Origin of the sequence: Corynebacterium drakensteinense, assembly GCF_041224285.1 — a bacterium.
Taxonomy (GTDB): domain Bacteria; phylum Actinomycetota; class Actinomycetes; order Mycobacteriales; family Mycobacteriaceae; genus Corynebacterium.
This window is the reverse complement of the sequence record NZ_JAXOFP010000010.1, coordinates 53,700-76,881: the sequence shown is the minus strand read 5'-3', so window position 1 is coordinate 76,881 and position 23,182 is coordinate 53,700. Positions and strand designations below refer to the sequence as shown.

Annotated in this window: 20 protein-coding genes and 2 tRNA genes; 16 read left to right on the top strand and 6 right to left on the bottom strand. The window is 56.3% G+C overall.

Annotation, left to right across the window (positions count from 1 at the left end):
• The first annotated feature begins 127 nt into the window (after nucleotides 1-127).
• The 6 genes from U1140_RS07240 to U1140_RS07215 all read left to right on the top strand — a co-directional run bounded on the left by U1140_RS07240 (nucleotide 128) and on the right by U1140_RS07215 (nucleotide 7,171).
• Nucleotides 128-931, top strand: a complete 804-nt coding sequence (locus U1140_RS07240) for a hypothetical protein (protein WP_369846860.1) — start codon at nucleotides 128-130, stop codon at nucleotides 929-931.
• Nucleotides 932-1,056: 125 nt separating this feature from the next.
• Entirely contained in the window at nucleotides 1,057-2,076 is a 1,020-nt protein-coding gene (locus U1140_RS07235; RefSeq protein WP_369846859.1) for a 3-isopropylmalate dehydrogenase, read from the top strand.
• A 10-nt stretch (nucleotides 2,077-2,086) separates the two neighbouring features.
• Nucleotides 2,087-3,724 (top strand): cell wall-binding repeat-containing protein, encoded by a 1,638-nt coding sequence (locus U1140_RS07230; protein ID WP_369846858.1) that lies wholly within the window; start codon nucleotides 2,087-2,089, stop codon nucleotides 3,722-3,724.
• 23 nt (nucleotides 3,725-3,747) lie between these two features.
• Entirely contained in the window at nucleotides 3,748-5,613 is a 1,866-nt protein-coding gene (locus U1140_RS07225; RefSeq protein WP_369846857.1) for a DUF294 nucleotidyltransferase-like domain-containing protein, read from the top strand.
• 28 nt (nucleotides 5,614-5,641) lie between these two features.
• The gene (locus U1140_RS07220) at nucleotides 5,642-6,283 is read left to right on the top strand and encodes an exonuclease domain-containing protein (RefSeq protein WP_369846856.1); all 642 of its coding nucleotides are present in this window, start codon (nucleotides 5,642-5,644) and stop codon (nucleotides 6,281-6,283) included.
• A gap of 93 nt (nucleotides 6,284-6,376) precedes the next feature.
• Entirely contained in the window at nucleotides 6,377-7,171 is a 795-nt protein-coding gene (locus tag U1140_RS07215; RefSeq protein WP_026167789.1) for a fumarylacetoacetate hydrolase family protein, read from the top strand.
• Between the two features lie 95 nt (nucleotides 7,172-7,266).
• On the opposite strand, the gene U1140_RS07210 is transcribed toward U1140_RS07215, so the two are convergent.
• Nucleotides 7,267-8,364: an isochorismate synthase gene (locus U1140_RS07210; RefSeq protein ID WP_369846855.1), complete on the bottom strand. Its 1,098-nt coding sequence runs from the start codon at nucleotides 8,362-8,364 to the stop codon at nucleotides 7,267-7,269.
• 49 nt (nucleotides 8,365-8,413) lie between these two features.
• Between U1140_RS07210 and gltX the strand changes: the two genes are divergently transcribed.
• From gltX to U1140_RS07185, 5 genes are all read left to right on the top strand, one after another.
• Entirely contained in the window at nucleotides 8,414-9,907 is a 1,494-nt protein-coding gene (gene gltX, locus U1140_RS07205; RefSeq protein ID WP_369846854.1) for a glutamate--tRNA ligase, read from the top strand.
• A 202-nt stretch (nucleotides 9,908-10,109) separates the two neighbouring features.
• A tRNA-Gln gene (locus tag U1140_RS07200) sits at nucleotides 10,110-10,181 on the top strand.
• Nucleotides 10,182-10,212: 31 nt separating this feature from the next.
• Nucleotides 10,213-10,285 (top strand) — tRNA-Glu (locus tag U1140_RS07195).
• Nucleotides 10,286-10,421: 136 nt separating this feature from the next.
• Nucleotides 10,422-10,697 carry a hypothetical protein gene (locus U1140_RS07190; protein WP_369846852.1) on the top strand — a complete coding sequence of 92 codons (276 nt, stop codon included), beginning with the start codon at nucleotides 10,422-10,424 and terminating at the stop codon, nucleotides 10,695-10,697.
• A gap of 82 nt (nucleotides 10,698-10,779) precedes the next feature.
• Entirely contained in the window at nucleotides 10,780-11,619 is an 840-nt protein-coding gene (locus U1140_RS07185; protein ID WP_369846851.1) for a GDSL-type esterase/lipase family protein, read from the top strand.
• 43 nt (nucleotides 11,620-11,662) lie between these two features.
• Here U1140_RS07185 and U1140_RS07180 read toward each other — a convergent pair whose 3' ends face one another.
• Nucleotides 11,663-12,895: a helix-turn-helix domain-containing protein gene (locus U1140_RS07180; protein WP_369846850.1), complete on the bottom strand. Its 1,233-nt coding sequence runs from the start codon at nucleotides 12,893-12,895 to the stop codon at nucleotides 11,663-11,665.
• Between the two features lie 319 nt (nucleotides 12,896-13,214).
• Here U1140_RS07180 and U1140_RS07175 point away from each other — a divergent pair, with 319 nt between their 5' ends.
• From U1140_RS07175 to U1140_RS07160, 4 genes are all read left to right on the top strand, one after another.
• The gene (locus U1140_RS07175; protein ID WP_369846849.1) at nucleotides 13,215-13,799 is read left to right on the top strand and encodes a DUF6230 family protein; all 585 of its coding nucleotides are present in this window, start codon (nucleotides 13,215-13,217) and stop codon (nucleotides 13,797-13,799) included.
• Complete coding sequence (locus tag U1140_RS07170) at nucleotides 13,783-15,159, top strand: DUF6114 domain-containing protein (RefSeq protein ID WP_369846848.1); 1,377 nt, start codon at nucleotides 13,783-13,785, stop codon at nucleotides 15,157-15,159. Before U1140_RS07175 ends, U1140_RS07170 begins: the two co-directional genes overlap by 17 nt.
• A gap of 64 nt (nucleotides 15,160-15,223) precedes the next feature.
• Complete coding sequence (locus U1140_RS07165; RefSeq protein WP_369846847.1) at nucleotides 15,224-15,982, top strand: FAD-dependent oxidoreductase; 759 nt, start codon at nucleotides 15,224-15,226, stop codon at nucleotides 15,980-15,982.
• Between the two features lie 6 nt (nucleotides 15,983-15,988).
• Nucleotides 15,989-16,882, top strand: coding sequence for an oxygenase MpaB family protein (locus U1140_RS07160; protein ID WP_369846846.1), 894 nt, complete (start codon nucleotides 15,989-15,991; stop codon nucleotides 16,880-16,882).
• 184 nt (nucleotides 16,883-17,066) lie between these two features.
• Here the strand turns inward: U1140_RS07160 and U1140_RS07155 are convergent, their stop codons facing one another.
• Both U1140_RS07155 and U1140_RS07150 read right to left on the bottom strand, forming a co-directional pair.
• The gene (locus tag U1140_RS07155; protein WP_369846845.1) at nucleotides 17,067-18,647 is read right to left on the bottom strand and encodes a succinic semialdehyde dehydrogenase; all 1,581 of its coding nucleotides are present in this window, start codon (nucleotides 18,645-18,647) and stop codon (nucleotides 17,067-17,069) included.
• A gap of 161 nt (nucleotides 18,648-18,808) precedes the next feature.
• Nucleotides 18,809-19,783 (bottom strand): oxygenase MpaB family protein, encoded by a 975-nt coding sequence (locus U1140_RS07150; protein ID WP_369846844.1) that lies wholly within the window; start codon nucleotides 19,781-19,783, stop codon nucleotides 18,809-18,811.
• 321 nt (nucleotides 19,784-20,104) lie between these two features.
• Here U1140_RS07150 and U1140_RS07145 point away from each other — a divergent pair, with 321 nt between their 5' ends.
• Nucleotides 20,105-21,025: a DMT family transporter gene (locus U1140_RS07145; RefSeq protein ID WP_369846843.1), complete on the top strand. Its 921-nt coding sequence runs from the start codon at nucleotides 20,105-20,107 to the stop codon at nucleotides 21,023-21,025.
• 25 nt (nucleotides 21,026-21,050) lie between these two features.
• Here U1140_RS07145 and U1140_RS07140 read toward each other — a convergent pair whose 3' ends face one another.
• Together U1140_RS07140 and U1140_RS07135 are read right to left on the bottom strand one after the other, a co-directional pair.
• On the bottom strand, nucleotides 21,051-22,292 hold the full coding sequence (locus tag U1140_RS07140) for an acetyl-CoA C-acetyltransferase (RefSeq protein ID WP_369846842.1): 1,242 nt from the start codon (nucleotides 22,290-22,292) through the stop codon (nucleotides 21,051-21,053).
• Between the two features lie 71 nt (nucleotides 22,293-22,363).
• Nucleotides 22,364-23,134, bottom strand: coding sequence for an IclR family transcriptional regulator domain-containing protein (locus tag U1140_RS07135; protein ID WP_369846841.1), 771 nt, complete (start codon nucleotides 23,132-23,134; stop codon nucleotides 22,364-22,366).
• Nucleotides 23,135-23,182: the final 48 nt, after the last annotated feature.

Here is a 23,182-nt window from a genome sequence, read left to right as displayed (position 1 = left end):
AATTTCGTGCCCATGAGCAGGATTAAACGGTGTTCAAGAAGGGTGTTGCCGGAGGCCCTTCACCGGCTGCAGAAAGAGTTTGGTTGATTGCTGCTGCGCGCTGTGAAATGCCTATTAGGCTGGTGGCATGACTGAGCGCAATAGAGACCAGGCACAGCAACGATCCCGGCGGTTGGCGATTTTTGCACCCGCTTTCACGACGCCGACGCAGGTAAAACAGAACGTTCTTTCGTCGCCGCAGACCGGGGTAGCAGATGGCACACAAGTCTCAGATGGCCAACTTGCAGCGGCCGTCGACAAGCTGGGGACGATAACACCTGCACCAGCAATACAGGTTATCGATAGCGGAAGCGTGCTGGTGAGCATCGCACCAGAACAAGAGCCCACGGCCATGACCACGATTTTCCAGGCGGTTATTCCCAATCAGCTGGGGCTGTTGGATATCGACCGCGCGACCGTGTTGGCCTATGGCGATGACCTGGTGCGGTATCCGATGACGACGGCGCATTACACGCTGGGGTGGTCGTCGCCAAGGGGCATCCGCGATGTCTTGGAAGCGATTTATCAACAACAAACGGATACGGCATATTCGCGCACTGATTATGTCAAGATTGTGGATCGCCAAGCAGCGAAGACCGCAGAGCAGCAATCGAATGGGCAGTCGCTGCAGGCCGATTCACAGGCCGATTCGCAATGGGAAACCCAGCACTATATTCAGTGTTTTTATTCTCCGACCTCGGGCTCGGTGGGCACACAAGGCAACATCATGGCCGATGAAGGCTTTTGGATTGAGGTGCGCAACGGAGCCGCGGAGATGCATTTCGGCATCGGTGGGCTGGATTTGGATACCGCGACGGAGGTGTTCCGGCGCTGGTTAGCCGGCGAGCGCAAATTCCCCGATGTGGGGAAGTGGCAGAAGTTGATTATCTAATAAGCTGATTCAGACACCGAAGCCGGTGGCTAGTTATCTCGGTGATTAATCGTCTCAGTGGTGGCGCCGTTCACAGCGTCGGGTACGCTTAGAAAAAACGTGAATTTGAGAAAGGGTATCACTCTATGAGACTCGCTGTGATTGCCGGTGACGGTATCGGGCCAGAAGTAACCGCGGAAGCACTCAAAGTGCTCGAAGCATTGCGTGACGACGTCGAGATCACCCGTTTCAATCTCGGTGCGGAACGCTACCTGGAAACCGGCGATACGCTGACCGACGAAGACCTTGCTGCGCTGCGCGAGCACGATGCGATTTTGCTGGGCGCTATCGGCGATCCCCGCAAGGTGGCATCGGGTGTGCTTGAGCGCGCGTTATTGCTGAAACTGCGTTTTGCGCTCGATCACCACGTCAACCTGCGCCCCTCGAAGCTGTACCCAACCTCGTCGACGCCGCTGGCCAACCCTGGCGACATTGACTTTGTCGTCGTCCGTGAAGGTACCGAAGGCCTGTACTGCGGCAATGGCGGCGTGTTGCGCGAAGGCACCCCACACGAGGTGGCATCCGAGGTCTCGCAAAACACCCGCTACGGGGTGGAACGCGTGGTGCGCGATGCCTTCGAGCGCGCGAACAACCGGCGCAAACACCTAACCCTGGTGCATAAGACGAATGTGCTGGTCAACGCCGGCGGGCTGTGGATGCGTACCGTGCAAGAGGTTGGCCAGGAATTCCCAGATGTCACCGTGGATTATCACCACATCGATGCCGCAACCATTTACATGGTGACCGACCCCGCGCGTTACGACGTCATCGTCACCGATAACTTGTTCGGTGATATTCTGACTGATCTCGCCGGTGCGGTCACGGGCGGCATCGGCCTGGCCGCCTCTGGCAATATCGATGCCTCCGGTACCAATCCGTCGATGTTTGAGCCCGTGCATGGTTCGGCACCTGATATCGCGGGCCGGGGAGTCGCCGACCCAACCGCCGCGATTTTGTCTGTCGCACTGCTATTGCGTCACCTGGGTGATGAAGATAATGCCGCCAAGATCGAATCCGCTGTTGCCGCTGATATTAGTTCCCGTGGTCAGCAAGCTATTTCCACGAGCGCAGTGGGCGATCGCATCGCCAACGCGGTGAATGCATAGGATAGTAGCTATGAATTCGCGCAGCATGCTGTCTCAAGTCATTCCGTCCACGTTCACTACGGAGAATTCTCCGTCGGGAATGAAGAAAGCTCTGGGGTTGAGCACCGCTGCTGTGATGGCTTGCGGGCTTGTGGCGTGTGCTGATGCTGAAGAAGATTCCTCACCGTTGAGTTCTGCTCACGATTCTCAAGCTAACGGAGAAGGTGGGGAAGACGATAAAGATTCCGGTTCACCAGTTGCCACCGCGCTCACTGATGGCAACCACACCGGCGATGTCACCATCGACGATTTCTACGATGACATTTCCACCATCGTGGTCTCGTCTGACGACGAGGGTGCCCAGCGCACGGCCGCGACCGTCGCGGTGGAAGAATCTGCACCGATGATCGCTGCCTTGCCGGCAGCGGAGATGGATTTGGTGGAATTTTTCGATGCACACAAGGTAGAAAGCATCATTACCGTCGGGAACCCGATCGCGCCCGCTGGCCATGAGTGGTCGGAATGGTCGGACAGCGTCGAAGCGCATGCCGCACCTGCCGCACCTGCGGAACCGATGCCATGGCTCTATGAAGGCCCACGCATTGCAGGCCTGTTGGACCACCTTGAGCAGGCCGGCGACTTGCCGGGCGGATCCGATAAAGCTGCCACGCCGATTTATGTCAGCGAACAGACCGCCCTGGCATCCGTGGCCACTGTTTTGGCTGCTGGTAATGAGGTCACACTCCTGGATGCCCCGGATATTCGGGCTACCTCTGAGTCGATGCAGGCGGCACTAGAAGGCGACATCATCACCTTGGGAGCTGCTTTCGGCGACCAAGACTATGTTGATCGCACGATTGATCTTGCCGAAAACGGCGAGCTGCCAGGCGGCGGCGGATTGGTCTTTCCTGGGCGTCGCATGATCGCCCTGTACGGTCATCCAGCTGGCCCAGCTCTGGGCGTGATGGGCGAGATGCCACCAGAAGAAGCCATTCGCCACGCGCATGATCTCGCTGAGCAGTACCAGCAGTTCAGCGATCAACCTGTGATCCCGGCTTTTGAAATCATTGCCACGATCGCTGCGGCGCAGCCCGGACCGCACAACCTGTACACCAACTACACCGACGAGGCTGAGCTGCAGCCATATATCGATGCTGTGGTTGACGACGGCGGCTATGCTTTCTTGGACTTGCAGCCGGGACGCGAAAGCCTGCTATCCCAGGCCCAGCACTATGAAGATCTGCTGAAACACCCCAACGTCGGCTTGGCGCTGGATCCCGAGTGGAAGCTGGGCCCTGACGAGCAACCGTTGCAGCAGGTCGGGCACGTCGATGCCGCCGAAATCAATGAGGTCGCCGATTGGTTGGCCGAGCTGGTACGCGAGAACAACCTGCCACAAAAAGCGCTGATGGTGCACCAGTTCCAGTACCAGATGATCCGTAACCGGGAAGCGGTCAACACCTCGCACCCGGAGCTGGGATTCGTCTTGCACGCCGATGGTCACGGCCCACCGGCAGAGAAATTCGCGACCTGGGATATGGTCCGTAATGATCTTTCCGACGATTGGTACATGGCGTGGAAGAACTTCATCGACGAGGACGATCCGACATTCACCCCGGAAGAAACCTATGCGATTGATCCACGTCCGTGGTTTGTTTCCTACCAGTAAGTTTTAATCAGTAGCATGGGTGCATGAGCGTTGAAGTAGAGGAAGTTACCGGCTTTCTGGCAGAGCACGAGCCGTTTTCCCATGTGCCCGCGGATGATCTCGCAGCGATCGCCGCGTCGATGACCATGCGGTATATCCGGCGAGGTACCACGATGGTGCACGCCGGTGAGCGCAACGATGTTTTGCATGTCATTCGCTCAGGCGCCATGGATGTCATGGACGCCGAGGGCGGGTTATTGGATCGGCGTGAGCCCGGTTTAAGTTTCGGCTATTCGACGCTGCTGGCAGATCCGGGTGTTCCGGAGTCGCGGTACACCATCGTCGCGGTGGAAGACAGCTTGGTGCTTGAGTTGCCGCGTGAAAGCTTTCAACGCGCTATTGCCGCACACCCGGATATCGAGAGGTTTTATTCGCTGCAGTCGCGCCAGATTCGCAGCGCGGCGCAAGAGCTTGCCGAAGACGCCTCCACCGGGGTGTTGCGCACGCCGTTGCGTGATGTCATGATCACCAGCCCGCAGGCGACTTCGCCGAACACCAGTATCGCTGCGGCCGCCAGGCAGATGCGCGAAAAAGTAGTTTCGTCGTTATTGATTACCGACGATGATGATTTGCGTGGCATCGTGACCGACCGTGATATGACTGGTCGCGTCGTCGCAGAGTCACTGGATACCGCACTGCCTGTCAGCGAGGTGATGACAACAGATTTGCGTACCGTCACCCCAGAGACCTTGGCGTTTGAAGCCATGCTGATCATGGCAGAACTCAATATTCACCATCTGCCAGTTCTGGAAGCCGACAAGGTGGTCGGTGTTGTTGCTGGCGCGGATATCGCTCGGCTTTTGCGTGTTAACCCCGTGTATCTGACCGCTGATTTTTCCCGGCGTACTTCGCGGGAGGGTTTACGCAACGCTTATCGCGATGCTTGCGCTGTCATCGCGCGCTTCATCGACCGCAGCGGAAATTCTGCTGAATCAGCACAGATGATGACAATCGCCGCAGACAGCATCGCGCGTAGGCTTCTGGAGCTAGCCGAAGAGAAATTCGGTCCCGCGCCGGTACCGTATGCGTTCGTGGTGCTGGGTTCGCAGGGCCGTCGCGAGATGGGTTTATCTTCTGATCAAGACAATGCGATGGTGTTGTCCAATGATTATGATCCTGACCAGCACGGAGAATATTTCGAGGCCTTGGCGCGCTGGGTCTGTGAGGGCTTGGCCGAGGCAGGCCAGGCCTGGTGCCCGGGCGATATGATGGCGACGAACCCACAATGGCGCCAGACTGCCCGCGACTGGGAAGATACGTTTCACACGTGGATCACCGCGCCGGATGCGGATGCGCTATTGCACGCACAGACATTTTTTGATTTCCGTCCGATCTATGGCGACATGCAGCTTGCCGATGCCGTCCACCGCACCGCCGTGCACATGGGCGGTGATTCCAAGCGCTTGCATGCCCACCTGGCTAGCCTCGCAGCGCGCCGCGAGCCACCGTTGACGTTTTTCAAAGGCTTAGTCGTCGAGCGTTCCGGCGATTATGCCCGCACGCTGAATATCAAAACCGGCGGCACCTATGGCATCGTGCAGATGGCGCGGCTGTATGCGATTGCCGCTGGCGTCGATGCGGTGGATACCGTGACTCGTCTGGAGCAGGCCGCAGGCAACAGCGTCTCACGAGAAGGAGCGCGCAATCTTGCCGATGCGTTTTATTTCCTACGCACACTGACTTTGCGCCATCAGGCCCGCCAGTTGCGGCACGACGAAGACCCTGACTATCACGTGGACCCGAAGCGCTTGTCCAAGATGGATCGTGAGCATCTGCGCGATTCTTTCCAAGTAATCAAACGGATGCAGTCTGCGCTGGGAAATAAATACCCGCTGCGGAGCATTTCCTGATCGAGTTCTCGTCGAAAGGACGGCTGTGATGAGTTTTCTCTCTGCTATCACCGGTGGGCGCTTTGGGCACAAGACTTTCGATATCCAGACACCGGCGGCTGATACACCACTGGACCAGCTGCCGGCACTCGCGGTGGATATGGAAACCACTGGCATTAAACCAGCCAAGGATGCGATGCTCTCGATCGGCTGGGTTCCACTGAACGGGCGCAGCATTGATCTTTCCGGAGCCGGTTATGTTGTTGTTGCGGGCACCGAGGTCGGCGAATCTGCCACCATTCATGGGCTGACCGATGATGAGGTCGCCACCGGAGTTTCCCCGCAGGAAGCGATCGCGCAGTTGCTGGATGCCCTGCGTGGGCGTGTGCTGTTGGCACATTTCGCCGCGCTAGAAACGGGCTTCGTGCACAAATATTGTCGTGAATTATATGACGGGGCGATACCCGATATGAGCGTCGTTGACACCTTTACCCTGGAGCGCCGGCACATGGAGCGGATGGCGACGTACCCGCGTGGCGAAGATCTCCGGCTTCCGCGGGTGCGGGAACGCTATAATCTCCCACGCTATACCAGCCACAACGCACTCAGCGACGCGCTGGCCTGCGCCGAGGCTTATTTGGCGATTACCGAAGTCAGTAGCGTACATACGCTCAAAGACATTAAGGAATAGTCCCGGTTGCCAGTTTCGGTGCGCATCGTAGCTGCGAATCATGTGCGCACCTATCTGCGGACAGCTCTTAGACAGGTCTGTACAGTAGAAAGCATGCGTTTTGGACGAATTGCTCACCCAGAGGGTATGGCTTTCGTCGTCATCGAAGGCGACGACGAGCTGGTAGCCCGTGAAATTTCCTCAACTCCGTTTACGGAGCCAGAATTTACTGGCAAGGAATGGAAGCTTGATGACGTGAAACTGTTGGCACCAATGCTGCCATCGAAGATTGTGGCGCTCGGCCGTAACTACGCCGACCACGTCGCGGAGGTCTTCAAAGAATCGGCGGAATCGTTGCCGCCGACGCTGTTCTTAAAGCCCCCAACAGCTATTACTGGCCCGGGCGCACCAATTAAAATTCCAGATTTCGCCACGCGCGTGGAATTTGAAGGCGAGTTAGCTCTGGTGATTTCGCGTCCGTGCAAGAACTTGAAGGCGGAGCAGTGGAAAGACGTCACCTTGGGCTTTACCATCATTAATGACGTTTCCTCGCGTGATCTGCAGTTCTCTGATGGGCAGTGGGCGCGTGCGAAAGGCATCGATACCTTCGCACCGCTGGGCCCGTGGATTGAGACTGATGTCGATAAATTCGACTTGTCGGACCATCCAATTAAGGCTTATTTGACGCACGACGGCGAGACCAACATTAAGCAAGATTCTTCGACTGGCCAGATGATCAACACTGTCGGGCAGATTCTGGAAAAGATTACGGCTTCGATGACGTTGCTGCCAGGCGATGTTGTCTGCACTGGTTCTCCTGCTGGTACCGAAGAAATGGTGCCGGGAGATTTCATTGAAATCGAGATCCCAGGGTTGGGTAAGCTCGGCAACCCGGTAGAACGCGCTTAGCAAAAAAACTTATTCACATGATTCAGGCCGGCCCCATGCATTGACATTGTCTGGGGGCTTAGCGCTACCACGAATTACAGTCTTAGCTGCACAAATTAAAGTCCCAGGGAGCGCAAGATAGTTTGCAGCTTGGCGGTGGTTTCTGCCAGTTCTTGTTCTGGATCAGAATCGGCAACAATGCCGCCACCGGCCCATGTGCGGCCCTGGCGGCCCCAGATTTCTGCGCAGCGGATTGCGACCAAATATTCGCCGTCCCCGGTGTTATCGCACCAGCCGACAGCGCCGGCGTAGAACCCACGAGCTGATTCCGCGGTATGGATTAGGTGATCTGCTGCAGCTGTGGGGGTGCCGCAGATGGCGGGGGTGGGGTGAATGCGTGCTGCCAGATCCAGCGCGCTGAGCTGTGGTTGCTTGAGCTGTCCACTGATCGGGGTTGCCAAGTGCCACATTTCATTCGTTTTAATCAGCTGTGGTTTCGCTGGAATGCTCATCTGTTCGCACAGTGGCGAGAGTGCCGCGCGCAAATGCTCTACGACGAATGCATGCTCGTGTAGATCTTTCGCGGAATTGTGCAGGTGAAAACGTGCATTTTCGTCTTCTACCGGATCAGCAGAGCGCGCCGCCGAGCCTGCCAGTGGCAGCGCGCTAACGGTAGAACCTTGGCGTTTCACCAGTACTTCTGGCGAAGACCCAACTAGCATGTGCCCTTCGCGGCCAGCAGGCGACAGGTCGGCGATAAAACCGTCGCGGTGCGCGGAGTTATCAATCAGACGGGCGGCGACTAAGCGCGGGTCGACGTCGTCAAGAAACTCAATGTCTACCGCACGGGCGAGCACGACTTTTTCCAAGCGTGACGAGATGATTGTGTCGATGGCGGCTTCGACGCGACGTAGGTGTTCTTCTGGTTCTGGGTCTACCGCACTGATGCGGGCACGCAACGAGCCCTGCCGATAATAGGCGGGTGGCTCCAAGGGGCCATCCTCCCGAATGATCGCTTCCGGTACCGTGAGCGCTGCTTTGTCATTCGGATTAAAGGGCAGCGCGCCGACGATCATCTCGTGTTTGCCGTCGGCAAGCGCCTGCACAGCGGCATCGATATCGGTATAGGTGTCCACACAACCTTGGGTACGCACGGATCCGTGTGCTCGAGAGAGCAAAAAATCCGGTGCGGTGGAAGGGCGGGACGATTGCATAAGAGTTGATAATACCGCCCGTGCACTGTGCACTGACAACTGGGCTACCATGGCTGCTATGAGTGATGTACGTGTACGATTCTGTCCTTCGCCCACCGGAACCCCGCACGTCGGATTGGTGCGCACGGCGCTGTTTAACTGGGCCTATGCCCGGCATACCGGCGGCAAGCTAATTTTCCGCATCGAAGATACCGATGCGAAACGTGACTCGGAAGAGTCCTACCAGGCCATTATCGACGGTCTGGACTGGCTCGGTCTGGGCTGGGATGAAGGCATCAATGTGGGTGGCCCGCACGAGCCTTACCGGCAATCGCAGCGGAAAGAGATCTATGCGGATGTGTTGAACAAGCTGATCGAGGCTGATGAGGTTTATCCGGCGTATTCGACGGCCGAAGAAGTTGAACAGCGTCACCGCGATGCTGGCCGGGACCCGAAGCTGGGCTATGACAACTTTGACCGCGACCTCAGCGAGGACCAGATCGCCGCTTTTGAGGCGGAAGGTCGCAAGCCAGTCTGGCGCTTGCGTATGCCTGAGCAAGATTGGGCCTGGACCGATTTGGTGCGCGGCGAGGTGGAATTTAAAGCCTCGACGCAACCGGATTTCGTCGTCGCGCGTTCGAACGGTGATCCGCTGTACACCCTGGTCAACCCTGTTGATGATGCGTTGATGGGCATTACCCACGTTCTGCGCGGTGAAGATTTGCTGTCGTCGACCCCACGTCAGCTGGCCTTGTACGGCGCATTGCAGCGTATTGGCGTTGCTGAGGCAACCCCAGAATTTGGTCACTTGCCGTTCGTGATGGGCGAGGGCAACAAGAAACTGTCCAAGCGCGACCCGCAGTCGGACCTGTTTAATCATCGCAGCAACGGCATCATCCCGGAAGGCATGCTGAACTACCTGGCATTGCTGGGATGGTCGCTTTCGAGTGACCACGATATTTTCAGTGTCGACGAGCTGATCGAGGCTTTCGATGTCAAAGATGTGTTGGGGAATCCGGCGCGGTTTGATCAGAAGAAACTCGAGGCGATTAACGCTGACCAGATTCGTCGTCTAGATACCGAGGAGTTCACCCGGCGCTTGCGTGCGTTTTTGACCGAGTACACGGACTTTCCGGCTGATTATCCGGAGGAGAAGTTCGCGATCGCTGCCGACCTGGTGCAAACTCGCATCAAGGTGCTTTCCGACGCCTATGGCCTGTTGCGCTTTTTGGTCACCGCCGACGATGATCTGGTGTTGGATGAAAAATCTGCGCGCAAGAACTTGAAGGAAGAGGCAATCCAGCCTCTGGATGAGGCGATTGCTGCGCTCGAAGGCGTCGATGAATGGTCTACGGCGAAGCTGGAGGAAGTACTGTCCAAAGCACTCATTGAGGATCTGGGGCTGAAGCCACGCAAAGCATACGGTGCGCTGCGGGTCGCAATTTCGGGCGCTGCGGTATCGCCACCGTTGTTTGAGTCCATGGAGTTGTTAGGCCGCGAATCCACTTTGGCGCGCCTGGGGTCTGCGCGTGCGCAAACCCCGTGGGAAGCACAAGCTGAATAGGCTATCTGAATAGGCTATAGCGTTCCTAAAACGTCACAAAAACTAGTGTTGCGCTGCTGATTTGGTGAAATATTAGGGCGATGGTTATAGTAAATAACCGTTGCACAGAGCGACACGGAAAAGATAAATAAAGACCGAAACGGCCATCGCGATGACATCAAGCTGGTTGGTTTTTAGTTTCCTTTCTTAAGTTTTGTGGCAATGGCCTATGGTGTAATTGGCAACACAGCGGTTTCTGGTACCGTCGTTCTAGGTTCGAGTCCTGGTAGGCCAGCAGTGAGACATTTACAGTTTCACTAGTTCTAGCCCCGTTCGTCTAGAGGCCTAGGACGCCGGCCTCTCACGCCGGTAACACGGGTTCGAATCCCGTACGGGGTACAATATAGCGCAGGGTGATCTGGAAACTGATCACCTGCGCTTTTTGCTATGCTCGTCGAGCTGTTTTGTGGCTTAAACGGCTAAATGGTTCGACTAATGAGTCTGAAAATTAGGTCTGGAAATAAGGAAGCAACCAATGAGTCTGAAGCAGACATGGAAACAGTTTGAGAGTATGTCGAATGGGATCAGCCGGGCGCGGCGCTGGGGAGAGCTCAGCCCGCAGGCAAAACGACTATTTCTTGGCGTCGGAGTCTATTTAGTGTGTGAAAAAGCATTCACTTGGCATCACGTCTACCACACCCCGGAGAAGCGACTGCGGGGTAACCGGAAAGCCTGGTTAGCGGCGACCGGATTGGTTGATTTCTTTGGTCCGTTGGCGTTTTTCATCTGGGGCCGCAAACCGAAAAGCTAAACGCGGGCAACATTCTGAAACGGCGGTTGCTAAAGTGACGATATAATATTGTGACTTGTTGGAAAACAGTAAAAGGAATTGTATGAGAATCCGGAAAATCCTTGTTGCCGCAGCAGCCGCAGTAGTGGGCATCACCGGTGCAGTGGCGAGTTCGCCGGTGGCTGAAGCGCAGCAGCGTAACGTTGTTTTGTTCGGCGATTCGTTACTCGCGAACCCGCCCCATGGCTTCGTGGACTTCGTAAACCCCGGATTCACCACCGGTGTCACCAAGACTGACTACAGCAGCTGTCCAAAAGGAATCGACCGCGTTGGTGTAGAGCTGGAACGTCGTCACGGCGCACAAGTATCGGATTTCTCATGCTCTGGTGCTGCCACTTTCGGCAAAATTAACAACCACAGCCCGTTGGCTATGCAGGTTGACCAAGCTTTGCATTCCCGCCGCCTGAACCCACAGACAACAAACGTGCACATGCAGGTGGGGCTCAACGACAACTTCAAAGGTATTGGCCTTTACGCCCACCAAAAGCAGTCCTATCGTGATTACGTCGGTCACCAGATTGATCGCATTCGTGAGGCTGCACCGAATGCCCGCATTCAAATACTCGGTTACCCGGAAATGATGGGCCTTGATGACTTCGTGTGCCCAGTGCACATGAACCAGTTTGATCTCAACTTCCCGTTCCCACCACTGGGCAATTCTTTGCGTGCTGTCGCTGATTGGCAAAGAACTGTGGCCGCGGATAAAAATGTGGAATATTTTGATCTGTGGTCGGCTACCCGTGGTCATGGGCAGTGCGTAGGGAAGGAACACCGCTGGGTTTCTGGGTTCTTGGATAATCAGTCCGACCCATACAATATGACTTTCCACTACACCCACGAAGGCAACCGCCATATCGCCGATATCATCGCACGCACCTGGTAATAGCCAGGCGTGCTCGGCAGACATCGCCCCGCTGGTCTCGGCGTTAGTCGGTTGTGGCGTTAGTCGCGCCGAGCCAGTGCGATAGCTCCAGGGCGAGGCGCACCTCGGCGCTGTTTATATCGTCGAGGTGCAGCGCATCACGGAATTTATCGACGCGATATTTCACGGTATTTCGGTGAATAACCATCTCCTTGGCTGCGCCCGAAATACCATTTTTCAAGAAACTGCGAACTGTTTCGCGAATCGCGAACGAATATTCGTCAGAGCCCGATAATTCGCCCAGCGCCGACCAAATAAGGCTGTTGGCCAACGGCAAGCGATCAACAAACGCAGCTGCGGTCAACGCTCCTTCATCAACACTGCTCAGAACCGAGTGTTCTTTACCGGGTTGAATTTCTTCTAATCTGCGCAATCGATCCGCCTGCGCGTGGGAAACCTTGAAGCCATTCGGCCCGCTAAAGCTTGCGGCAACGGTGAGATGGCAATGTCGAGGAACGATCGCAAACAGGTCTTGTTTGGGAACCGTTACGTGCTGTCCATGTTCTAGTTCTGGGTCACTCGCACACCAGCCCCATACCTGGGTGGGGCTGGCATGCACGATGAGTGATGTGCGCTGCGGTGCAATTTTTTCGGCAATCAGTTGCGCTGCTGTGTACAGCTCATCTGGTTCTGATTGCTTGGTGGGGCTAGCCCATAATTGGAATGCGACGTGACGCGCATCTAGCGAATAATCCATGATCGCCGTGGTTTCTTCGGGAGCGCGCAGCGCCTTGCGTACTTCATTCAGCAACGCGGGATCTCCAGGTACGCGCAAACGAGCTGCTTCTTCAGCGTAGATCGCAGGAAATGAACTTGTACGGATGCGGACAAAGTTGTTGGCGAGCACCCGAAGTTGTTCTAAGATCTGCACGAAATCTGCACCATCATATTCGTGGAACAGCTCTTGGGTGAGCAATAAGAGCTTGTGCTCTAAGACGTTGTGGGTGCCATGAAACAACATGATCAACGTCGATAAAGGCATCCCGCGCGCCGCCAGGGTGTGGGCCATCCGGCGTAGGGGCTGGCCGGGCTGAATCGTGCGTGGATCGCCATCAGAGGCGATGAAGTCTTTAAACAGCGTCACATTCGTGTAGATGCTTTGCCGCATGATTTCGGTGAAATCTGCAGTGAACAGTTCCTGAAATTCTTTGTTGACCTGGGTGCAGATCGAGTCGGTGAGCGAAGCAACGTTTTTATCAAGATGCTGGGTCAAGATGACTCGGATTTGTTTATCCATCGTCATTCATCCTTTCGCCTGTGTCAGGGCTGCGGCGGTGAAGTGCTTCGGCGGTGAAGTATCGAACCGGTGGCCCACTGTCCATTAATAAGGTAAAGCTAATATGTACGGGTGGGGTATTCGGGCAAGATTTGTGCAAATGTTCGCTAAGCCTTACATAAAACTTAGTGACCTGTTTAACAGGCTTGTTAGAAAAATATAGCGGGTGTTGTGCAGTATGGCCAAAAACACAAAAGGCTATTCGGAAGGCCCTGTAAGCGACTGTATTGTGAGCTGAAGCACCACGACGAAGTGGGATTAGTTCACAAGAGGAGCAGGTATGGGACACACACGAGCACGGCGGCTCGCCGCAGCTCTAGCAGTAGGCCTAATCGGGGCCGGTGGCGCCGGGGTAGCCATGGCGCAAGGTGGCCTGAATGCCGGTTTGGCATTGTCCGGAACCATTTTCAAGGTCACCATGGGTAATGCCAACGGTACTAATTTCTCGCTATTCGTAGATTCTGATGCCCTCGGAGACCAAGGGGATATACCGGTTTCTCGCCTGCACTTTGGCGAAGTGACAGCCTCGAATCTGTGCTTATCAGCCAAATTGGGTGATATCCCGGGAGTTGGCGATGTGAGCTTTAAGCTGACTGCCGATGGCGAAGACACTGTGCACGGTAACAACCTAGTGGTCGGCGCGAAAGTGCTGCAAGGCGATTTGACCCTGCAGCGGCCAACACTGGGAGCCGACGTTAGTCAACGCAATCCGGCTGCGCCTCCTGGATCCTGGGGTCTGGTTACCGATCACATCAATGTCCAGGCACGCAATATCGACGCAACCTCTTTGGCGTCGGACGATCTGACAGTACAGAACGTCTCAGTCACGATTGAAAGGGGCGATAACAATGTCTGCGTCACCTAAAAATATCGCTGGTGCGCAGGAATCATCGAAGCAGCCCGTAGAAGAACCCGCAGCACAATCGTTGACTAGCCGTTTCCGGAACTGGCGACGTGACCGGCCGTTTATGGGCGGGTTGTTTCTGATTTTGTCGGGCATCATCATCTTGGCGCCAGCGTATTTGTCCTTTCAGGTGCAGGATCTGCTCGTCGTTGTCTCCGCTATGTCAGGTGTATCGACGCTGCTGATCGGCGTGGTACTCATCATGTCGGGCATCGGTGTCTGGGTCCGTCCAGATTTATCTGTTTTCGCGGGAATTCTGGCGTTGGTATTGGCCGTTGTTTCCTTGCCTGCCTCAAATTTCGGCGGTTTCATCATCGGTGCCCTGTGCGGCATCATTGGTGGTTCTTTGTTGATTGCCTGGGATAGCCGTGATCGCGCCGAAGTGAAGGAGCAAGCTCGGTCGAAAAAGCGTGCCAAAAGGCTAGGATCCAACAAAACAGGCGCCAAAAAACCAGGCGCTGAAAAGCACAGTGATCAGGACCTAGCCGTTGAGTCTGCTGCGGAATCGGAGGTTGCGGATGAAGCGAACTCAGCTGCACAAGCCGCGGATGATTCTCCATCGCAACATGGCGTACCCACAGAACATAGCCCAGCAGAAGACAACCCCGCAGAAGACAGCCCCGCAGGACGCAGCGTCACAGAGCACAGCGTCACAGAGCACAGCGTCGTCAAGCGCAAAAAGCAGCGCAAAAACCAGAACACTGTCACATTGGAGGAGCTGCTCGGTAACTCGTCGACGACGAAGTCCGTGTTAGCGATTGTGCTTGCGCTTTCTGCGACTACCGCGGTGATGACTGCTCCACAGCCCCACGCTGAAGCACAAGTGGAGCCGGTAGCGCCCAGCATCGTTGGCATCACGCAGCCAGTGACTGCCGATGAGGTCAAGGTCGTCGGCAATGCCAAGGTTGCGATTGTCACGGTAGAAACTCAACAAGGCCCACAGAAAATGATTGAGCTCAGTGGAAACACGGTAACTGTCGACAACATCGCATTCGAGCTACCAGGACAAAACGGGGCGATTTCGGCATTGACCTCTGGTCCGGGGACCAAGGCTACTTTGACCGGAAGACCAGCGGTATTGCGCACACGCACGCTGAATGCAACCCCAGCAGTAGCAGGTGTGAATACGATTCCCGTCGAACTTGATGCAGCGGGAAACATCGATGAACTCACCGATCAGCTGGTCGCAGCTGGTTTGCACGAACTATCCGTTCCCGATGCAGTGATGTCCCACATTGCATTGCGTGATGTCTCGCTGGATGCATTGTCCGTCGATGGTGACGTGCTGGATGCACCGAATCTGAGTGTGCACGCCCGATAACAAAGTCCCACACAAACAGCTAGTCCAACGACATTACTGAATTCGCTAAATTAAGGAGCCTGGTATGGCTATGAAACCCTATCGAAAGCCGACGGTATGTGTCGTCGGTGCAGGTGCAGCGGGAGTCGCAGCTGCAGCTGAATGCGCATTAATTGGTTTTGACACCGTCCTTGTAGACGAAAAGGACAAAGTCGGCGGTAAATATGCCGGCCCTCGTCCAGCCGATCGGCCGAAGAAATTCGGTTTCCGCAAAGGCAATTTGAAACATTCCAAATACAAGGGCTCTGCCGCATCTGCGTGCGCACATATCAAAGCTGCGTTGGATTATTCCCCAGCACGGTTGCGGCTGCAGACGCGAGCAGATAGCGCAGCTTTCGATAAAGAGACTGCACAATGGCACATCGGCGTATCGGATGCGAACACCGGTGAATCGGCGAACGAGCTTATCAAGGCAGATGTGCTTATTCTCGCCACCGGTACCAGCAGCTTAGATGAGATCCGTGGCCCACACGGGCGTGAGATTGATGTCGCCGGGTTGCACCGCCATCTGGACATCGTTCCGATCGGGGCACCGAACATGCTGCTCATGGATGCTCCGGAACCTGCGGTAGAAGGGTTTTTCAGTCATCCACTCGACCTCATCGAGGCAAAAGCAAATCATGCCCAACATTGGGTTCGTCGTCTTGAGGTGAAAGGGCCTGGCCAGCTCGCCGTCAACCGATCGTATTGGAAGACCGCTGCGCCGGAACGAAAGAAACTGATTAGCCAATTGCGCGACTTCATGGAATCCGCGCACACGCACACTCCACTCACAGAAAGCTAGATTCTTATGACTACCAGTATGAGTCCACGCGATCATATGACCGATAGTGAATCGAACCAATACCTGGCATCGGGAGAACCTACAGCACAACTTCCGGAGTTAGGGCCAGACTCTATTTTGTGGCAACGCTTTGGCGATTGGCGTTCCTTGTTCGCAGCGCTGTATGCCGGTGTGTTGCAGACTACGCACAAAGACATCAGCCGTTCCCTGGTGGAACACTCGAATTTCTTCGACAATGAAGTCGCCCGTTTGGTCCGTTCCGCCTTCCCGATCATTCGCACGGTGTATGAAGGCGAAGAATACGGTGCCATGATCCGCGATTTCCACCGCAATGTGAAGGGCACCCATGAGGACGGCACGCGCTACCACTCGATGAACCCGGACGCTTATTACTGGGCACATGCGACTTTCGCGATGATGCCCTTCGTCCTTGCTGGAAACTTCTCGCCGAAACTGAGCAAGCAAGAAAAAGAGCAGCTATTCCTGGAATGTCGCAAGTGGTACTCGTACTACGGTGTCGCAGAACCCAAGAATGCTCCGACTAATTACGACGAATTCGAGGCTTATGTCAATGATTTCATTGATAACAAGCTGCAGAAGACAGAAACGATTGAGCGCTCGCGCATCGTTCGCGTCCTCGACATTGATCCGCCACACCCTGCGATCCCGGCAAAGCTGTGGGCGCCGTTATCGCCGGTGGTGGCTCGTCTCCTCATCTGGGTATCTACCGGACTGGTCCCAGAAAACCTCCGAGACAAACTTGGTTGGACGTGGACGAAGAAAGATCAACGACGGTTCTTCTTGTTCTCTCGGACCGTACGCGGAATCTTTGCGGTGCTGCCGCGCAAGCTGCGGATGGTCCCGATCGCCGATAACGCATTTAAACGCGCAGGAGCATAGCTAGCTCACGGCGCGGTGGCAGGACGTTAGTTAACGTCGTGCCACGATAGCCAGAAAGGGCCACGGTGTCAGGATGAATGACACCGTGGCCCTTTTTCGTCTGCACCTACTAGCGGGGATACGCAGTGCTAGCAGCGCCGGAAGCCCCCTCCGGCAGCACCGGAGGGGGCTTTACTGTAACTGCCTACGGCAGGAATTTCAGCTTCTTACCCCACAGCATGGCGTTTGCCATGAGGGTGCCGTAGGTCTTGCGGGGTAATGATGCTGGGCCGCGCATCGAAATGCCGCGTTGTTCGGCAACGTTGCGGGGCTCGGTGTATTTCAGCATTCCTTCATCGCCGTGACGGCGGGCGACGCCGGAGTCTTTCATGCCACCCAACGGGCTGGCAACAGTAGCCCAGGTGGCGGTGTAACCATCGTTGATGCCGACCCCACCCGCGAGCAGCTTGCCAGCGGCTTTCCATCCGGTTTCGGATTCTGCAAACACCGCCGCGTTCAAGCCATAGGAAGTGTCGTTGGCCTTGGCGATTGCTTCGTCAAGGTTTGCGACTTTTTCGATGAATACCACCGGGCCGAATACTTCGTCGCAGTAAAGATCAGCGTCGTTAGGGACGTCGACAAGCACGGTAGGTTCGAAGAAAAAGCGTCCGAGTTCTGGACGTGTGCGTCCGCCGGCCAGCACACGAGCGCCCTTTTCTTTAGCGTTTTCCACAAAGGTCTCGACGGTCTCGAGCTGGTCGGCGTTAATCAGCGACCCCATGTCAGCATCCCAGTCGAAGCCGGAAGCTAGGCGCATATTATTGACTGCGGTGCCAAAGCGCGAGACGAATTCGTCGTAGATGGCTTCTTCGACATAGATGCGTTCGATCGAGACACACAGCTGGCCGCTGTTGGAAAAGCAGGCAGAAATGGCTTCGCGGATCGAGCGGTCTAGATCGGCATCGGCAGAGATCAACAATGGGTTTTTGCCGCCCAGTTCAGCGGAAAACCCGATCAATCGCTCGCCGGCGGTCTTACCCAGGACCCGTCCAGTGGCGGTCGAACCGGTAAACATCAGGTAGTCGCAGTTGTTGGCGATAGCACTGCCGACAACGCGGCCGGATCCCGTCACTACCTGCATGAGGTCGCGTGGCAAGCCGGATTCATACAGCAGCCGCAAAACGGAAAGCAAGGAGAATGGAGTCTGGGAGTCGGGCTTGGCCACCACGGCATTACCCGCCAACAAGGCCGGAATAGCATCGGAAATTCCAAGGGCAAGCGGGTAATTCCACGGGCTGATCTGGCCGACCACGCCTTTCGGGGTGCGCTGGAGCTTAGAGCGAGTCAGGCCTGGAATTGCGCCAGGCATAGGTTTTTCCTTGAGCAATCGGGGAGCAGCGTTTGCATAAAAGCGGGCATTGCTGACGACGTCAAGAACCTCATCGAGTGCAGAAAGACGGTTTTTCCCAGTCTCCATTTGCACGATATCGACTAAGAGCTCCCGGTTTTTGAGCACGCGATCGTGGAAGTCGCGGAAGATCTGTTGCCGAGTCTTGATGGGGGTTTCTGCCCAGCGTTGTTGTGCTTGGCGGGCGCGACCGAATGCGAAATCAACAACTTCTTCATCGCCGACATAGACGTGTGCGAACGGTTCATCCAAAAATGGGGAAGCGATGTCTTGGCGCTCTTCGTTTTCGTGGAACCGACCGACCACGTTGGCTGTCATTACGAGGTAAGCAGACAGGAGGTCTTCGGGTAAGGGTGCGACTTTGATGCGAGGTGCCATGAGGAAAACTTTCTGTATGTAGGTTCTGTGCTGCTGGAGTATTGGAGAGTTGAAAGACGAAAAGCGGCCCGGGCAGTTTCACACTACGACCGGGCCGCCACGGTTACGGCGTCGGTGATTTGTTGGCCGAATACACCGTTGTCTTAATTGTCCTGTCTTAATTATCCGAATGAGCCGACGGGCTTGAGCTGATCATTTTCGTCAAACATTTCGTGCTTGATCATCTCGTCACGGCCTGGGTTCATGTAGCGCTTCGATAGTGGTAGCTTCGGGTAAACTTTACGGATGAACTTGCTGATGCGGTCGAAGCGCTTTTGGTCTTTCTTGGTCCAAGAAATTTGCAAAATGTCGCGCTGCGATTGTTCCAGGGTGCCGACGGTGAGCCAGATCATGCTGCGCATGATTGGTTTCCATATGATCTTCCAGACACGCGGGGAAACGCCATCCGGAGCCTTAATTGGTTCGACACGAGCGGTGCGCAGAGCGAAGTCGACGGTGTCGTTGCGCTCGAGGACAGTGGCGGTCATTTCGTCGATGTAGTCGATCAATTCTTGGTAAGTGTCGAATACTGGACGGTTGGACACGCCGTACTTTTCCCACCAGGTTACGCCTTCTTGGACGATTTGCTCGCGCTCTTCTGGCGTGAATGGTTCGCCGAACAGGTCCTGGGTACGAATCACGCGGTACACGAAGGTTGCGTGCGCCCACCAGTAGGTATCTGGGTTCAACGAGTGGTAACGCTGGCCGTCGCGCAACTTGCCGCGAATGTTGACGTGGTAGTCGCGGATCTTCTTCGACAGCTCGTCGGAAGGGGTGTACATCGACTCGATGATCTGTGGAGTCGAACGTTCCAGGCGAGCGAAAGGCTCTTCGAAGAACTTCGAGTGGTCCAGCAGTGCCTGGCCAATCGACGGGTGCATATTCTGCAGAATGCCGGTGTAGCCGCGCATCAACTGCAGGCGGCTGTCGGCACCGTAGCGCCACAGCAAGGAATCTTCATCCAGCGGTGCGCGCTTGAGTTCACGGTCCTGCTCTGGGCGTGGCTCACCGTGGGATCCTACTTCGCGCTCTTCGTTCGAGTCTGGTGGAAATTGCTCTTCCGTTGCGGCCTTGTGATCAACTGGAGAAGAAGTCATGGGGTTTTCCTTTCTGTCGTTAAAGGTGCATGCTAGTGATGCAGATTACTGTGTACAATTTATTGCGACGCAATTCGCACTTGGTTGTGCAGCGTTGACAAAACTGCTGCCCATCCCAGGCAACAAGTGACAAAATATGGTCATTTGCAGGCAGAATTACAGAACGCTTATTTGCCTGTGTCAGCCGAGTTGTCTGACGCCCAAAGGCGTCTGTGCAGTAGGCGAGCAAGCAGCGGTGAGCAGCTGGGCTAGAGCTGGGCTAGAAATGCAGTGAATGCTCACCCACACTATTCAAGGTCACAACGAGAGAGATTTAACACGATGCTGTCACTTCCCGGAGCCATTGGTGTCGGCGCGATCGTGCCTGTGCAAACAGCGATTAATACTCGACTGCGCACCGACGTCCGCGATCCCGTCGTCACGGCGTTGTATTCCTTTTTAATCGGCACCGGAGTGTTGTTGCCTATCGCGTGGCTGCTGACGGGCCAACCACTTCCGGATTTTTCTTTGCTTGCCGACGCCCCAGCGTGGGCTTTTATTGGCGGACCGCTCGGGGTGCTGTTCATCGTGGGCAATATCTTGCTGTTTCCGCAGATTGGTAGCGTGCACACCGTTATCATGCCGATTGTCGGGCAAATGTTGATGGGCCTGCTCGTCGACCACTTCGGCCTGTTTGGCTACGACGTCTTGCCGATTTCGCCGTTGCGCTTGTTGGGCGCAGTGATCGTATTCGTCTCGACTGCCATTGTGCTCGATATCGGGCGGGGGCGTTTGTGGGAAGGAAACGCGCAAGGCGTATCCGCGATCGCGTGGCGCGGATTTGGTGTTGCTATCGGCATGGGCTCAGCAACCCAAACTGCAGTCAACGGCAGGCTGGGTGCTGTGATTGAATCGCCGGTCCATGCTGGCTTGATTTCCCTGGCGATCGGCGTCGCGGTGCTTTTCGTGCTCAGCCTGGTATTGCCGGGGCGCGCCCGCGTGTTCCGTCCGATTCCGCTTGGGCCGTGGTGGAAATGGCTCGGTGGTGTGCTTGGTGCCTTCTTCGTCGTCGGTGGGGCTTTGTTTGCGCCAATATTGGGCACCGGGCTGATGGTGATCGCTGCACTGTCGGGCACCATTACGGCCGGCCAGCTGCTGGAATCGCGTGGTTGGATTGGCGCGACAAAACGCCCACTGACCATTCGGCGGGTCAGTGGGCTACTAGGAATTTTTCTTGGGGTGGCTTTGGTGCGCTTGGTTTAGGCTCGCGCCGTCAACCGTGCCGCGGTTAGGCTTTCTCGATTACCGCGGCCAGCCCTTGTCCACCGCCAATGCACATCGTGACCAATCCACGATGCGCGCCCGTGCGCTGCATCGAATGCGCTGCGGTCACCATCATGCGCGCTCCGGTGGCCCCAACGGGGTGGCCGAGCGAGATTCCGGAACCGGATGGGTTCAGGCGTGGATCGTCGGCGGCAATGCCCCATTCCTGCAAACATGCCAAAGCCTGGGCCGCGAATGCCTCGTTCAGCTCGATCAGGTCGATATCGGTGAAATCGAGTTGCAGGCGGGAAAACAGCTTGTCGACGGCTGCAACCGGTCCGATTCCCATCGTTTCCGGGGCCACACCAGCGACCGCCCAGCCAACGAGCTTGACGGCGGGGGTAAGACCGAGCTTTTTCGCGTTTTCTTCTGTGGTTACGATGACCGCCGCAGCGCCGTCGTTTTGGCCGGAGGCATTGCCCGCGGTCACGGTGGCTTCGTCGTCAAGCTTGCTGCGCACAGCGCGCAGTTTCTGCAAAGATTCGACGCTGGTTTCCGGGCGGATGTGTTCATCCTTGTCGACGATGATGTCCTCGCCTTTGCGCTGCGGGATGCGCACGGGGACGATCTCGGCGTCAAAAAATCCTTCTTGCTGGGCACGTGCGGCACGCTGGTGTGAGCTGACGGCGAATTCGTCTTGTGGCGTGCGCGGGATGGAATAATCGCGTCGCAAATTTTCCGCAGTTTCGATCATTCCGCCGGGGATGGGGTGGTTTTTTCCACCGGCTTTTTCGCGCCCTTGTGCCAACCTGTCGTGCAGTTCCATCGATCCACCTTTGACTCCCCAGCGGATGGAGCCATCGACGGCATATTCGGTCTGCGACATGGATTCGGCACCGCCAGCGATGATCAGGTCAGCGGCTCCGGCGATAATGTGTGCAGCGGCGGTGGTGATGGCCTGCAGGCCGGATCCACAGCGGCGGTCTAATTGCATGCCGGGAACGTGCTCGCCTAAACCGGCATCGAGTGCGACGATGCGCCCGAGTGCCGGTGCTGCGCTGCTGGGCGAGGCCTGTCCAAGAATGAGGTCGTCGATATTGGCCGGGTCGAGTCCGGAGTCTTCCATCACGGCTTTTACCGCCGTGGTGGCGAGGTCTTGCACCGGCACCGATTTCAGTGCGCCGCCATAACGGCCCACCGGGGTGCGTTTCGGGTGACAGATCACGATGGTTGGGGTGGTGTTCTGGGATTCCTGCTGGGTGCTCATGAGCAGTTCCTTTCTGGCTGGTGGGGAAGTAGCTGGTGGGGAAATAGTAGGTGGCTGGTAGCTGTGGGGCGTTAAAAGCGTTGCGAGGCCTGCACGTCCGCGGAGATCTCTTCGCAACTGTCCAACAGAGCAGGTAACAGTGTTTCGTGCAACGAGCGCTCGTCGTGATTGGCAATCTGGGTGGAGACGTTGACGGCGCCGATCACGGTGCCGTGCGCGTCATGGATCGGTGCTGCGAGTGAGCGCAATCCGATATCGAGCTCTTGGTCGACAATGCACCAGCCTTCGTTGCGCACGGTTGTTAACTCTGCGCGCAGCTGTGCCACATCGGTGATGGTGTGCTCGGTCAGCGGTGTCAACGTCGTTTCGCGGAAATAGCGATCGAGCTGGGGGCGTGGCAGGTGTGCAAGCAGCACGCGGCCCATCGAGGTGGCATAGGCCGGGAACCGGGTGCCGATGGTGATGTTTGCACTCATGATGCGTCGCACCGAGGCGCGGGCGACGTAGACAATATCGGAGCCTTCCAGGACGCTGAGCGAGCAGGATTCGTCGATGGTTCGCGATAGTGCCTCCAGATGGGGCTGGGCGAGTGCGGGAAGCCCCTGGCTGGAAAGGTAGGCGTAGCCCAGCTCCAGAATTTTTGGGCTCAGCCAGAATTCTGTTCCGTCGGTGTCGGCGTAGCCGCAGGCGATCAGCGTGTGTAGCGAACGCCGTACGGTAGCGCGTGCGAGTTCGGTGTGCGCTGCGACCTGCGACAACGTTTGCCTCGGGCACTCGGCACTGAAGGATCGAATGACTGCGAGCCCTCGAGTAAGCGATTGCACGGTTTGCGATTCTGGCATCGCGGTGTCCTTTCCATCTGTGCACTCTGATCGGGCAAGGTGCGTCTG

Excerpts from the sequence above, each read along its gene's own strand:
- U1140_RS07135 (WP_369846841.1), bottom strand. The coding sequence starts at position 23,134 with ATGCCAGAATCGCAAACCGTGCAATCGCTTACTCGAGGGCTCGCAGTC.
- U1140_RS07170 (WP_369846848.1), top strand. The coding sequence starts at position 13,783 with ATGTCTGCGTCACCTAAAAATATCGCTGGTGCGCAGGAATCATCGAAG.
- U1140_RS07180 (WP_369846850.1), bottom strand. The coding sequence starts at position 12,895 with ATGGATAAACAAATCCGAGTCATCTTGACCCAGCATCTTGATAAAAAC.
- U1140_RS07220 (WP_369846856.1), top strand. The coding sequence starts at position 5,642 with ATGAGTTTTCTCTCTGCTATCACCGGTGGGCGCTTTGGGCACAAGACT.
- U1140_RS07235 (WP_369846859.1), top strand. The coding sequence starts at position 1,057 with ATGAGACTCGCTGTGATTGCCGGTGACGGTATCGGGCCAGAAGTAACC.
- U1140_RS07215 (WP_026167789.1), top strand. The coding sequence starts at position 6,377 with ATGCGTTTTGGACGAATTGCTCACCCAGAGGGTATGGCTTTCGTCGTC.
- U1140_RS07190 (WP_369846852.1), top strand. The coding sequence starts at position 10,422 with ATGAGTCTGAAGCAGACATGGAAACAGTTTGAGAGTATGTCGAATGGG.
- U1140_RS07210 (WP_369846855.1), bottom strand. The coding sequence starts at position 8,364 with ATGCAATCGTCCCGCCCTTCCACCGCACCGGATTTTTTGCTCTCTCGA.
- U1140_RS07145 (WP_369846843.1), top strand. The coding sequence starts at position 20,105 with ATGCTGTCACTTCCCGGAGCCATTGGTGTCGGCGCGATCGTGCCTGTG.
- gltX (WP_369846854.1), top strand. The coding sequence starts at position 8,414 with ATGGCTGCTATGAGTGATGTACGTGTACGATTCTGTCCTTCGCCCACC.
- U1140_RS07160 (WP_369846846.1), top strand. The coding sequence starts at position 15,989 with ATGACTACCAGTATGAGTCCACGCGATCATATGACCGATAGTGAATCG.
- U1140_RS07150 (WP_369846844.1), bottom strand. The coding sequence starts at position 19,783 with ATGACTTCTTCTCCAGTTGATCACAAGGCCGCAACGGAAGAGCAATTT.
- U1140_RS07225 (WP_369846857.1), top strand. The coding sequence starts at position 3,748 with ATGAGCGTTGAAGTAGAGGAAGTTACCGGCTTTCTGGCAGAGCACGAG.
- U1140_RS07185 (WP_369846851.1), top strand. The coding sequence starts at position 10,780 with ATGAGAATCCGGAAAATCCTTGTTGCCGCAGCAGCCGCAGTAGTGGGC.
- U1140_RS07155 (WP_369846845.1), bottom strand. The coding sequence starts at position 18,647 with ATGGCACCTCGCATCAAAGTCGCACCCTTACCCGAAGACCTCCTGTCT.
- U1140_RS07240 (WP_369846860.1), top strand. The coding sequence starts at position 128 with ATGACTGAGCGCAATAGAGACCAGGCACAGCAACGATCCCGGCGGTTG.
- U1140_RS07230 (WP_369846858.1), top strand. The coding sequence starts at position 2,087 with ATGAATTCGCGCAGCATGCTGTCTCAAGTCATTCCGTCCACGTTCACT.
- U1140_RS07140 (WP_369846842.1), bottom strand. The coding sequence starts at position 22,292 with ATGAGCACCCAGCAGGAATCCCAGAACACCACCCCAACCATCGTGATC.
- U1140_RS07175 (WP_369846849.1), top strand. The coding sequence starts at position 13,215 with ATGGGACACACACGAGCACGGCGGCTCGCCGCAGCTCTAGCAGTAGGC.
- U1140_RS07165 (WP_369846847.1), top strand. The coding sequence starts at position 15,224 with ATGGCTATGAAACCCTATCGAAAGCCGACGGTATGTGTCGTCGGTGCA.